Source organism: Olsenella sp. kh2p3, from assembly GCA_900119625.1.
Taxonomy (GTDB): domain Bacteria; phylum Actinomycetota; class Coriobacteriia; order Coriobacteriales; family Atopobiaceae; genus Tractidigestivibacter.
The window spans coordinates 126,367-139,836 of sequence record FPKD01000002.1 but is presented as its reverse complement, the minus strand read 5'-3'; the positions used below and the strand labels follow the sequence as shown (position 1 = coordinate 139,836).

Below are 13,470 nucleotides of genomic sequence, written 5' to 3'. Positions count from 1 at the left end.
AGCGAGAAGAGATTCCATGGCAGAAACACTTGACGTCCAGATCCCCTGGCCCGGATGGCATGCGGTCCGTCGCCTTGGCCACGGCTCGTACGGCAGCGTCTGGGAGATCGAGCGGGACCAGTTGGGGACAAAGACCAGAGCCGCCCTCAAGGTCATCTCCGTTCCCCCAGAGCCGGATGACGACATCTACAGCATGGGGTACGACGGCGACACTCTCGCGCAGACCTATGCCGAGCAGGCGCGCTCATTCGCGAAGGAATACCAGCTTGTCCAGGGGCTAGGCAGCCACCCCAACATCGTTGCCTGCCAGGACATGGAGGCCGTGAGGCATGAGACGGACCCGGGCTGGGACATCTTCATTCGTATGGAGCTCCTCACGCCCCTCCAGAAATGGATTGGGAACCGCAAGCTCTCGGACCGAGAGGTGGCAAAGCTCGGCCTTGATATCGCGACCGCCCTCGCCGCCTGCGAGAAGAAAGATATCGTCCACCGCGACGTGAAGCCCCAGAACATCATGGTGGACGACTACGGCAACTTCAAACTGGGTGACTTCGGAGTGGCCAGGACCATGGAGGGCACCCGTACCGCGACCGTGGCAGGCACCGAGACGTACATGGCTCCCGAGATCCTGAAGCACGAGCGATATGGGAGGACCGTCGATATCTACTCCCTCGGCCTCGTCATGTACTGGACACTCAACGCCTACCGGCTTCCCTTTCTGCCTGAAGGAAGACTCTCCGTGAATGACATGGCCAAAGCGGAGGCGAGAAAGCTCTCGGGGGACCCCTTCCCCCGACCCGCAACCGGGAGTGACGCTCTTGTGTCAATCGTCTTCAAGGCGTGCGCCTACAGGCCGGGAGACCGCTACCAGTCAGCCGCGGAACTGGTCAAGGAACTGGATGCATTCCTAGAAGGAAGACGGATTCCCGCTCCCGCGCCGAATATAACCGAGCCTGTCATCCATGGCGGGAGAGAGACCGTCACCGAGGAGAACAACTGGGTCGACGCCGGAGGAGAGACCATCGGCAAGGACCATGGCAACGGCTCGACTCCTGTAGCCGTCCCTCTTGAGGCCGGCCCCACGGTGGTAGGTCCCTCCGGGCACACTCCCGGCAGGGAGGCTAAGCCGGCAGGCAAGTTGGAGACCGGCGCCCCCCAGGCTCACCCCAAGCAGTCGCCCCGGAACGAGGAGCCCCCGGAGCCCGCTCCCCCTGTCCCGGAGCCGAAGGCGGGCGCGCAGGGAAACGAGGGTACCGGAATCTCCAGGAGGGCCTTCATCATCGGAGGCACAGCAGCTGCTGCAGCTGCGTTTGCGGGATTTGCAGTTGCTGGACAGAACGGAAGTACGTCGGATAGCACTGCAGTTGCTGGACAGAACGGAAGTACGTCGGTTAGCACAACAGTTAGCGCATCCACGTCTGGAATCATCACGCTCCCAGACGACGCAAGTGGCAGCGACCTTTGGGTAGCCTGTGATTATTCGCCTGCGACTTCGAGTCCCGCGACACAGATTGTAGGGACTAAGATTAGTTCATTTGATGACGCAATCCCATTGGTGCTCCGGTGTCGTGACGGCAGCACCCTTGTTGTAACAGAAGACGCTGCAGACCAAGAGCTATTGGAGGAAGTAGCAGCATGGACTGACCTCCGCAAGGTTTGCTTTGGAGAGCACTATGAAGAGCACGATGACGTGCCATATGCACTCGGGCTGCGCGACGACGAGGGCTTCGTCACCACATGGGTTGAGCTCGCCGATAATATTTCATCCGACACATCCGGCTCCTGGAGCGGAGTCTCCGACTTCTCTGTATCAGGCAATACAGTGGAGGTCATCACCGCCGGCGGGGAGTGGTTGAGCACGATCAAAGGTTCAGCGTTCGCATGGGGTCTGACAAATCCTGGTGGCTCACTCTTTTCTTACGAGCCGGCGAAGGCCTTCCCCACCACCTACGGGTTCAGCCCGGACATCATCCTCATGCAAGACGGCACCTGCTGGAGCACTTACGGGCAGGGCGACGCCTGCGGCGATGCCATACGCTCATGGTCGGGCATCGTGCAGTGCGTCGATGAGCGTTCCATCTATGCCGCCGTCGGCTCGGATGGAACGGTGCATGCCGCGACATATAACGATGAAAACCAGCAAATCGTCAAAGAGCTCTCTGGATGGAGCGATATCAGAAAGATCAGCTGCGATGCAACCACTTTCCTTGGCGTCACATCCAGTGGCGGCGCGCTGATCCTGGATAAAGATAATCAGCTCAACACTTTGGACCTCGGCCTTTCCGGCATCGCCGATGCGGCAGTTATGGGAGATTGGGTCGTCACGATTGACGGGGACGGGCACGTGAAGGCTGCACAGACTAACAATCTGCTAAAGAGCCTAAAAGGCAAGGACTAAAGGACTAACGGCAGGGGCTGGCGACCGGAGCTGGCATGCCCACAATAGCCGACTCTCCGACCAGTTCCGGATGATTGCTCAACACGAAACGCAATACCTGACGGGAGTAAAGAGATGGCAGAATCCCTAGACATACAGATTCCCTGGACCGGATGGCATGCGGTCCGCCGTCTCGGCCGAGGCTCCTATGGAAGCGTGTGGGAGATCGAACGCGAGGTGGCGGGAAAGCCGGAGCGCTGTGCGCTCAAGGTCGTAGGCGTACCCCCGGAGGGAGGATACGACGACTCCCTCGACATGGGCTACGACGAGGAGAGCGTCACGGCTGCCTACGGCGAGAGGGCAGACACCGTGCTCGGGGAGTACCAGCTCATGGCATCGCTCGCACACCCCAACGTAATCTCGGTCAGGGACGTCGGAAAGGTACGGCACGAGGACACCCCGGGATACGACGTCTTCATCCGCATGGAACTGCTGGAGCCGCTGCCCGCATGGGCACGGGGTCGCAGCGTCTCCCCGGTGGATGTTGTCCACGTTGGCCGCGACATCGCCAGCGCTCTCGCCGCCTGCGAGTCCGAGGGCATCGTGCACAGGGATGTGAAGCCCGCGAACATCTTTGCCGACAGGTGGGGGACATTCAAGCTCGGAGACTTCGGCGTGGCTAGGAACCTCGAGGGTACGTGTACGGCCACCATGGCGGGGACCCAGAGCTACATGGCCCCCGAGGTGGCGCGCCACGAGCGGTACAACCAGACGGTAGACATCTACTCCCTCGGGCTCGTGATGTGGTGGTTGCTCAGCGAATTTCGACTCCCCTTCATGCCGGAGGGCAGGCTCTCGCCGGGGGACAACACCCGGGCGGAGGCCAGGAAGCTCGCGGGCGAAGAGATCCCCGCCCCCGAGGGATGCCCGGGAGAGCTCTCCCGCATTGTCCTGAAAGCCTGCACCTACAGAGCGGAGGAACGATACCAATCAGCCACTGAGATGATGGCGGATTTGGATAACTTCCTTGCGAAGGCAGCCATAACGTCCACGATACCCGAACTTCCCAATCCGGCGGAGCTTGGAAGGGCTGACACCCAGATAGACCTGGACTCCAATTGGGAGGATGACGAAGGTGCGACTGTCGGCCGCGGCTTTGAAAGCACCCCTTTGCCCGTGGAGTTACATGAGGTCGGAGAGACAAATGCGGTCTCCTTCGATACGGCGCGCATTGGGCAAACCAGGAAATCGATAGACGGCCGCTCCGCGTTCGGCAACCGCGGTTCCTGGATACCCTGCGACTACTCGTCCGTGACGTCGAGTCACGCTACCGAGGTTGTAGGGGCCTGCGATGACGGTGCCTTTGTACTCCGCTGCGAAGACGGCAGCACTGTGGTCGCAACATCCGGGGAAGCGGACGGGGACATGCTGGAGGAGGTTGCGGGTTGGACGAATCTCCGGAAGGTGTGCTTCGGGGAATACTACAGCAGCGACTCGAGGGACGTCTCATACGCGCTCGGCCTACGCGATGATGGGAGCTTCGTCTCGACCTCTGACGACCTTGCCGAAGCGATCACGGCCTGTTCTCTCGGCTCTAGATGCGGAATCGTCGACTTCGCGATTACAGGACCTAGTGAGATTCAGATCATCACCGATAGTGGGAAGTGGCAGAAGCTGGCCTTGCTGCAGAACTCAAGCGTTGACATGCCTGATAGGCCACCCTTTCTCGATAAGCCTGCACGTGCCTTCCCTGCAAACGCGGAGGGCACTGCTATCCTTCTCACGCAGGGTGGCACCTGCTGGAGCAGTTACGGCGAGGGTTATGCTTGCGGGGATGCGATACGCTCCTGGACGAGCATCGTGCAGTGCATCGACGGGGTAAGTATCTACGCCGCCGTCGACTCCGATGGCAGGGTACATGCCACCACCTGGCACCCCGTGGACGATGAGGAATATGAGAAATGCCTCAGGCTTGCAGAGGGAATTGCCGGCTGGAACGGCATCAGGAAGCTTGATGGCATCTATGGCACGTTCCTGGGTGTCACGTTCGAAGGCGATCTGTTGCTTGGCGAGTTTGACTATTGGGATTACGCGCCGGCATTCAACACCTACGACCTCGGCATCTCGGGAATTGTTGACGCGGCTGTTGCTGACTGCTCCGCCTCCGATGGTGGCCTGATTGTCGCAATCGACGATAACGGAAATGTCGCAATCGCCAGTGTTGGCGAGCTGGAAGAGGCCCGCTCGGCAATTAGCATACGGCGCCAGAAATTGCGCTGAGACTTTTTATCAGGAGCAAAGGTATTACGAGGGCGGAACCGTCAGAAATGCCAAAGCGTGGTATCTAACGAGTGACTGAACAGCATCGCTACGTATTGGTGTAACGTAATCAAGTAACCTTAGAGGTGTACGTCCTCCTACGTCGAATCCAATCAGGAGCGAAGCAATGTCTGAGAACCTTGACGCAAAGATCCCCTGGCCCGGCTGGCGCCTAATTCGTCGACTTGGTGGCGGCTCCTACGGCAGCGTATGGGAGATAGAGCGCGACGTGGCCGGCAACCCAGAGCGCTGCGCCATGAAGGTCGTGCGCATCCCTACCGAGGGGGAATACGACAACTCACTTGGGATGGGATATGACGACAGCACTCTTTCGGCGGCCTATCGTGAAAGGGCGGAGGCCGTCCTTCGTGAGTACCAGCTCATGGCTACGCTCGCACATCCCAACGTCGTCTCGTGCAAGGACGTCGAGATATGTTCTCGCAATGGCGCACCGGGCTACGATGTCTTCATCCGCATGGAGCTCCTTACACCGCTGCCCCAGTGGGTGCGGGGAAGAGTGGTCGGCCCCAGCGACGCGGCAAGAATCGGCCGGGACATTGCCAAGGCACTCGAAGCCTGCGAGGAGAGGGGCATCGTCCATCGCGACGTGAAGCCTGCCAACATCATGGGTGACGGCTACGGCAACTTCAAGCTCGGGGACTTCGGTGTTGCCCGAGCCCTGGGGGGCACCCGCTTCGCGACCGTGGCAGGCACCGCCACCTACATGGCACCCGAGGTGGCTCGCCATGAACGGTACAACCTCACGGTGGACATCTACTCCCTCGGTCTCGTCATGTGGTGGGCGCTCGACGGTTTTCGGCTCCCCTTCATGCCCGAGGGCATGCTCGAGCCCGGCGATGCCACCCGTGCCGAGGCCAGAAGGCTCACTGGTGAGCCGATCCCCGCACCAGCCGGCTGCCCAGCAGAGCTCGCGAGCATTGTTCTTAAAGCCTGCGCCTACAGGCCGGAGGAACGCTATCAGAGTGCCACGGAGATGGTGGCTGACCTGGAGACATTCCTCGATATGAAGAGTAGCGGGACCATTCCGATCCAGATCGAAACGTCTCCAATTGAAGAGCCGGGTTCACCTTCCAACCCTTCCCCGAAAAAGTCAGGTAAGGGCATTCCGAGCATTGTCAGGAGAGGCTTCATTGTTGCTGGCGCATATATCGTCGGGAGATTGGTAGCTGATGCATTGACAACCCCGCGCCCACAGAATAAGGATGACGATCAAAGCGCTGATAACAGCGTCCATGTCGACCCTGAGAAAAAAGAAGAAGTTCCCGTTCTTACCCACGACGAGCAGGAGGCAAACCGCGTATGGCCTGCTAGTGTCGATGGCGATTCCCTCGTCTATCTGTCCGGATTCGATAGTGACAATAAACCAACAAGCATCAGAATCATTGGCCTGGACGGTAACGGAGACAGGGAGCTTGCGTCGCTCGACTCAAGCTGCTGTGTCAATCGTCTCGTTGCCGCGGATGGATCTGTCTACTATTGCAGCTATTACAACGATGAAAGCGGGAACACAGTCTACGAGGTTCACTCGCTTGACGAGGCGGATGGCGAAACCAGCACTGTCTATTCGGCAAACTTCAGCGAAGTCATAGGAGACTATTCAGAATACTATTACAGTAATTTCGAGTTGTTTATGCAGGATAGCCAACTCTATGCAAGGCTGTATTGGTCCCCTGACGAATCAGGCTCCTTCACTCAGAGACTTATCTCCATCAATGTCGAGAGCGGCACCCAAGAGACAGTCGTTCCTGACGCAACATTCGATGGTGATATTTGGACAAGTTTTCTATACGGAACGAGACTCTATACGATTACTAAGAAGGCGGAAGGAACTTCTTCCCTGTTTGTGCAGGATTTCGGAAGCTCCGATGCGGTAGACGTCTGTGATTTCTCGGGAACCTGGGATGCATTCGACTGGAATACTGCCAATCAAAATATTTATTTTTATTGGGGAGAATCCTCCCAAGATTCCTCCTCGTACTCGTATTATTCCGCCGATGCAGACGGCTCGAACCTCCAAAGTATTGGTTATTCAGGCTGGGTTTCTAATTTAGACGAAAACGGAATACGCACGTCGAATGGCTGGCTGATTGGTTCTGGCGAAGGCGGACGCCTTGCCTATCACACATATTCAAACAATGTCGTTACCTATGTTTCGACAGACCGTTATGGCGAGAACGAGAACGTCTTGGCAACTGTTCAGCAGCAATGAACCAAGTTTTGGACCTGGACAATGAAATTGAGATGTAGGTAGAAGATGGAAGAATCGTCCGCTATAAAGATCCCCTGGCCCGGCTGGCGCGTGGTGAGCCGTCTGGGGCACGGTACCTACGGCAGCGTTTGGGAGATTGAGCGCGATGTGGCGGGCGATTCCGAACGCGGTGCGCTCAAGGTGATAGGCGTGCCCCCGGAAGGCGAAGCCGATGACTCGCTCGGCCTTGGATATGACGAGGGGACCCTCTCTGCCACATACGATGAGAGAGCGGACGCGGTGCTGAGGGAGTACCGCCTCATGGCTGGGCTCTCCTCGCACCCCAACGTGGTCTCGTGCAGGGACTTCGCTAAGGTCGCGCGCGCGGGCGGCCCCGGCTACGACGTCCTCATCCGCATGGAGCTCCTGACGCCGCTCACCAGGTGGGCACGGGGAAAGGAAATCGCCGTCCGTGACGCGGCTCGCATCGGCCTCGACATTGCCAAGGCACTCGAAGCCTGCGAGGAGAGGGGCATCGTCCACCGCGACGTGAAGCCCGAGAACATCATGGTGGACGAGTGGGGCAACTTCAAGCTCGGCGACTTCGGCGTGGCCCGCACCCTGGAGGGCACGCGAACCGCAACCATGGCCGGCACCGAGACCTACATGGCGCCGGAGGTCATCCGTCACGACCACTACAACCAGACCGTCGACATCTACTCCCTGGGCCTCGTCATGTGGTGGATGCTCGACAACTACAGGCTACCGTTCATGCCCGCGGGCAGGCTTGCCTCCGGCGACGTCGCCCGCGCGGAGGCCCGGAGGCTTGCGGGCGAGAGTATCCCCGCGCCGGCCGGCTGCCCCAACGCGTTCGCCCGCATCGTCCTTCGCGCCTGCGCATTCCGGCCTGAGGACCGCTACCAATCCGCTGCCGAGATGGTTGCCGACCTCGAGGAGTTCCTAGCCGGCGGCGTCCCATCAGGCGCCACTGTAACCCCAAGGGCCGAGGTGGACGTTGCCGTGCAACAGAGCAGCCCTAACGCCGGTGCCCCCAACGACACCGACTGGGGTGAGACGACCGACGCCACCGTGGGGAAGGGATTCGGCGTCAATTCGGCTAGGCATGCAAACTCTTATCATGACGAGCCGGCAACCGTGGGCAGGACACCGACGAGCGGCCAGTCTCCACACGCTACCGTGACCCCGACAACCAGGAGGATCCCCAAGCCCGCCGAGGGTCCAACAGCCAAGCCCAGCGTGCCGCCAAGCAAGCCCGCCAATGGTCCAACAGCCAAGCCTAGCGTGCCGCCAGCTTTGGACGATGCGGCTTTGCGAGCGTTCTTTGCGGACTTGTTCGACGAGTCTGCCGAGCGCAAAAAGACCAAGGACGATGCGGCTTTTGGAGCGTTCTTTCCACTGGCGGACTTGCTCGGCGAGCCTGCCGAGCGCAAAAAGACCAAGGCGGAGTCGTTCTGTGCGGGTCTTTCAACTGTCTGTGGTTTCCTCTGGATAATGCTCATAGTATTAATAATTGTAATATTCATTTCAGAGCCCGGAGATATGATCTCAAGTTTCCAAAACGGGCAGCCCCCTGACTACATCGTCTTGTTCTCGCTCTTGTTCTCGCCGGTAGTCTGCGCTGGCCTCATGTATAAGGCCGAGAGAAACAAGCAGTACTTCAAGGAAGATTTTCTCGGCACGTTTCTGCGTGGAGCTGTTTGCGCAAGCTGCCTCTTTGCTCTCGTGCTTGTATATGGGCTGATTTCAATGGCGATGCATACGCTTCGCTAGCAAAGATGTCATTGCTGCTTGGGGCAATGTTTGTCATCTGCGCCGTGGCTATTTACCGTTTGGACGTCGTTATCAGCAAACGCAGGAATTTATTTTCAAATCATTAGCACCTCTCGAAATGGATTCAATCAGGAGAGTAGCCATGTCTGAGACCCTAGACGTAGAGATCCCCTGGCCCGGCTGGCGGGCGGTCCGTCTGCTCGGCCGAGGCTCCTACGGAAGCGTGTGGGAGATTGAGCGCGAGCTTGCGGGGAAGCCGGAGCGCTGCGCGCTCAAGGTGGTGGGAGTGCCCCCGGAGGAGGGCTGGGACGACTCCCTCTCCCTGGGCTACGACGAGGACACCCTCTCTACGACCTACAGCAGCAGGGCAGACTCCATGCTCGGGGAGTACCAGCTCATGGCCGGCCTCTCGCACCCCAACGTCGTCTCGGTCAGGGACGTCGCGAAGGTCGCGCGCAGGGGCGGCCCCGGCTACGACGTCCTCATACGCATGGAGCTCCTGACGCCGCTCACCAGGTGGGTACGGGGAAAGGAAATCGCCGTCCGTGACGCGGCTCGCATCGGCCGCGACGTAGCGCGAGCCCTCTCGGCCTGCGAGTCCCGAGGCATCGTCCACCGCGACGTGAAGCCCGAGAACATCATGGTGGACGAGTGGGGCAACTTCAAGCTCGGCGACTTCGGCGTGGCCCGCACCCTTGAGGGCACGCGAACCGCGACCGTGGCAGGCACTCAAAGCTTCATGGCGCCCGAGGTCATCCGTCACGACCACTACAACCAGACCGTCGACATCTACTCGCTCGGCCTTGTTATGTGGTGGCTGCTCGACGGGTACCGCCTCCCGTTCATGCCGGAGGGGAGGATGGGGCCGGAGGGCGCCGCCCGGGCAGAGGCGAGGAGGCTAGGGGGCGAGCCGATCCCCGCCCCCGACAGCTGCCCGCCCGAGCTCGCACGCATAGTCCTCAAGGCCTGCGCCTACAGGCCGGGGGACCGCTACCAGAGCGCCGCGGAGATGGCGGCGGACCTGGATGCGTTCCTTGACGGGAAAGTCACCACATCGGAATCGGTGGAGCCAATCCAGGTTAGTACAGACCCTCAGCCAGATTCGCGCGACACCAATTGGGAAGAAACCGGGGAAGCTACAATTGGAAAGGAATTCGGCGCCGTCCCTGGAAGAGCAGATGAGGCTCAAGCCGAGTCACCTGAGCAAACGGTTGGTTCGGGTTGGACCGGCACGGATCGTCAGCCAGAACGCATAACCGGACAAGACCCTATGTCCGACTATGCTAATAACAATGCAGCAATGAGAATCGATGGCGTGGCGACTAGCAGGGTGCAGGCGACGCCAGTCACAGACGAAGAGGCGTCTCAGCGCGATAAGACTTCTGCAGAGTCATTTTTGTCCGGGCTTTCTGCGGTAGTGGGCGTTATTTGGGCACTTCTGGTGATTGCGCTGTTGGCTTCTATGGTTGCCATCAAATTCTATCCAACGCCCAGCGGGATTAGCTTGGCTTCATTTGATAACCCCAGTTACCTCGTCTTGCTTTCACCGGCTGTTTGCGCAGCCGTTGTGTATGCACTCGAGGGAGACAAACGATACTTCAAGGAGGACTTTCTCAGCTTCTTTTGCAAGGGAGCCTATATTGGAAGCCTCATATTCTTCATTGGGTCTTTGATACTGCTTTTCATCGTCTTTGCCATAGCGCATAGCAATGGCAGCGATTGGGACAGCACCCTGGCCTTCTCGTTCTTTTTCGTATCCGGACTTAGTGCTGCACTATTTTTCGGATTGAAGACCGGACTCGAATTGCCAGTTTGATGGTAATGTGCTGCAGCGGTCTTCATGGGCGCTCGCGTATCCAAACAGGTCCCATATACTAAAGGGACATGGAGCTCGTTAGCATGTGGGACATTCAAAGCGCGGGAGGGGTTGGTTTTCATGGCAGCCACGGAGGAAGATCCTAAGAAGGCACTCGGTCTGCGCCTTGCGCACGTGGGCATTAATGGCGGCACGCCGGAGAAGGCCGAGAAGATCACCAAGCAACTGGCGGCCCTTCTGGGCCTTGGCACAACGGAGCTTGCGCCTTCCTATTTTGTTGACACCTACATCGAAATCATGAAGGGCGCCGGGCGTGGCGAGAAAGGCCACATTGGCTTCCACGTGGATGACATCGACGCCGCGCAGAAGTGGTTCGAGGATCGCGGCTTCGAGTTCAACGAGGAGTCCCGCGCCAAGTTCCCAGACGGTTCCACCCACCTCATCTACTTCAAGGATGAGATTGCAGGCTTCTCCATCCACATCACGGTAGACGACTAGCGCGGGATTGATCTACCTGGTAATGGGATTTCGGTAATGGGATTTCATTACCAGGTAGTGGGATTCCGTTGCCCGGCAAACGAATCCCGCAGGCACACCTCTTCTGCATGAGCGTACCGTATACTCACCCCTTGGCAAATTTGGCATCCCGAGGGGTTCACGTGATAGCACTCGCAGACAAGATTACCAAGTCGTTTGGCGGAAGAGTCCTCTACACACAGGCAACGCTGCAGCTCAACGCAGGTGAGCGCTGGGCTTTGGTTGGCCCCAACGGTGCCGGCAAGACAACGCTCCTCAAGATCATCATGGGTCAGGAGTCACCTGACGAGGGCACCGTCTCCTTTGCAAAGGAGACCACCGTTGGCTACCTCGAGCAGGAGACCAAGATCGACGGTGAGAAGACCGCCCTCCAGGAGGTCGTGGACTCCGCGCACGAGGTCAAGGGCTGGGAGCGCCGCGTTGCCGAGCTCGAGGCGAAGATCTCTACCACAAAGCCCGGCCCCGAGCTCGACCGCCTGCTCGAGGACTACGGCCACGCCCAGGACCGCTTCGAGCGCCTGGGCGGCTACGAGCTCGACGCCCGCGCGCGCCAGATCCTCGGCGGCCTGGGCTTTCCCATAGAGGACTTCGACAAGCCTGCCGCTGACTTCTCTGGCGGCTGGCAGATGCGCATCGCCCTCTCCAAGCTGTTGCTCCGCCACCCCGACCTGCTCCTTCTCGACGAGCCCACCAACCACCTCGACCTTGAGAGCGTCCAGTGGCTCGAGCACTTCCTCGCAGCCTACGACGGCGCGGTGCTTCTCGTCTCCCACGACCGCTCCTTCATGGACGCCTGCGTCTCCCACGTGGCGGCCGTCGAGAACCGCCGCCTCACCACCTACACGGGCAACTACTCCGACTACCTGCGCCAGCGCGAGGACAACCTCGAGCAGATGCGCGCCAAGCGCGCGGCCCAGGAGCGAGAGATCGCCCACATGCAGGTCTTTGTCGACAAGTTCCGCTACAAGCCCACGAAGGCCGCCCAGGCCCAGGAGCGCATGAAGCGCATCGAACAGATCAAGAGTGAGCTCGTCATTTTGCCTGAGGGCTCGAAGAAGGTGCACTTCTCGTTCCCGGACCCGCCCCGCACCGGTGACATGGTGGTGAAGCTGGAGGACGTCGCGAAGTCCTTTGGCGAGAACCACGTCTACGACCACGTTGACCTCACGCTCTACCGCGGCGACCACGTGGCGCTCGTGGGCCCCAACGGCGCCGGCAAGTCCACGCTCATGAAGCTCATCAACGGGCACCTCTCGCCCGACGCCGGCTCGGTTGAGCTTGGTCAGAACGTGACCTGCGCCTACTACGCCCAGCACCAGCTGGAGCAGCTCGACCCCGCAAACACCGTCCTCCAGGAGATGGACGCCGTGGCCCCTGGCTGGACCACCTCCGAGGAGCGTCGGCTCCTGGGCGCCTTCCTCTTCCACGGGGATGACGTGGACAAGCGGGTCTCCGTGCTCTCCGGTGGCGAGAAGGCACGTCTCGCTCTCGCCAAGATGCTCGTGGCTCCAGACCCGCTGCTCTGCCTCGACGAGCCCACCAACCACCTCGACATCGACTCGGTCGACGTGCTTGAGCAGGCCCTCGTTCACTTCCCCGGTACCATCGTGCTCATCTCCCACGACGAGCACCTCGTACGCGCCGTGGCCAACAAGGTGGTCGACGTGCGCGACCACAAGGTGACGCTCTACGACGGCGACTACGAGTACTACCAGTTCAAGCGCGCCGAGCTCGAGGCCGCTGCCGCTGGGCAGGATGTGCCCACGAGCAAGGCGGCGCAGGCAAAGGCCGCACCGGTAGCGAGCGAGGCTCCCGACCAGACCTCGGGCCGCAACGTCAAGACCAAGGAGCAGCGCCGCGCCGAGGCCGAGGAGCGCAACCGCAGGAGCAAGGCGCTCCGTAAGACCAAGAAGCGCCTGCAGGAGGTCGAGGCGGCCCTTGGCCCCGCGCACGACCGCTACAACGAGCTTGTGACGCTCATGGCCGACGAGGAGCTCTACAACGACACCGACCGCTTCAACAAGTGCATGGGCGAGTACAACGCACTCTCCAAGAAGATCCCCGCCCTCGAGCAGGAATGGCTCGAGCTCTCCGAGGCTATGGAGGCGGGCGAGCAGGATGCTTAGCCCCTTGCGCATGGGAGTGCGCACAGCCCTCAACGCTGTTACGGTTGTCGTGCGTGTGCTTGCCGTGGCGCTCTGCGTGCTGGTGGTTGTCGACTCGTTTGACGTGGGTACGCTCCACACAGCGCTTCTCGGTGTGAATGGGCTTGCGACTGGAGCGATTCCCCAGCCCATCCAGGGGGTACTCGTCTTTCGCACGCCCATGGGCGGGGCATTCAGGGGAGACTTCGCCCTTGTCGCGGTTGCGCTCTTTGTCATAGACTGGCTCCTCGCAAGGGCCGCCTATCGCATCTAGGCC

At 60.0% G+C, this 13,470-nt stretch carries 8 protein-coding genes; all 8 read left to right on the top strand.

All coding sequences use genetic code 11. The features are described from left to right. Positions 1–16 precede the first annotated feature (16 nt). Positions 17–2,398 carry a serine/threonine-protein kinase gene (locus BT122_RS04025; RefSeq protein ID WP_072354708.1) on the top strand — a complete coding sequence of 794 codons (2,382 nt, stop codon included), beginning with the start codon at positions 17–19 and terminating at the stop codon, positions 2,396–2,398. A 114-nt stretch (positions 2,399–2,512) separates the two neighbouring features. Further along, on the top strand, positions 2,513–4,657 hold the full coding sequence (locus BT122_RS04020; protein ID WP_072354707.1) for a serine/threonine-protein kinase: 2,145 nt from the start codon (positions 2,513–2,515) through the stop codon (positions 4,655–4,657). Between the two features lie 166 nt (positions 4,658–4,823). After that, on the top strand, positions 4,824–6,926 hold the full coding sequence (locus BT122_RS04015; protein WP_072354706.1) for a protein kinase domain-containing protein: 2,103 nt from the start codon (positions 4,824–4,826) through the stop codon (positions 6,924–6,926). A gap of 45 nt (positions 6,927–6,971) precedes the next feature. Then, complete coding sequence (locus BT122_RS04010; RefSeq protein ID WP_072354705.1) at positions 6,972–8,696, top strand: serine/threonine-protein kinase; 1,725 nt, start codon at positions 6,972–6,974, stop codon at positions 8,694–8,696. A gap of 142 nt (positions 8,697–8,838) precedes the next feature. Then, the gene (locus tag BT122_RS04005) at positions 8,839–10,512 is read left to right on the top strand and encodes a serine/threonine-protein kinase (RefSeq protein ID WP_072354704.1); all 1,674 of its coding nucleotides are present in this window, start codon (positions 8,839–8,841) and stop codon (positions 10,510–10,512) included. Between the two features lie 120 nt (positions 10,513–10,632). Then, positions 10,633–11,010 (top strand): VOC family protein, encoded by a 378-nt coding sequence (locus tag BT122_RS04000; protein ID WP_072354703.1) that lies wholly within the window; start codon positions 10,633–10,635, stop codon positions 11,008–11,010. Between the two features lie 161 nt (positions 11,011–11,171). Beyond that, a complete protein-coding gene (locus tag BT122_RS03995; RefSeq protein ID WP_072354702.1) occupies positions 11,172–13,175 on the top strand; it encodes an ABC-F family ATP-binding cassette domain-containing protein in 2,004 nt (667 codons plus the stop codon). Continuing rightward, positions 13,168–13,467: a hypothetical protein gene (locus tag BT122_RS03990; RefSeq protein WP_083432296.1), complete on the top strand. Its 300-nt coding sequence runs from the start codon at positions 13,168–13,170 to the stop codon at positions 13,465–13,467. Before BT122_RS03995 ends, BT122_RS03990 begins: the two co-directional genes overlap by 8 nt. The last annotated feature ends 3 nt before the right edge of the window (positions 13,468–13,470 follow it).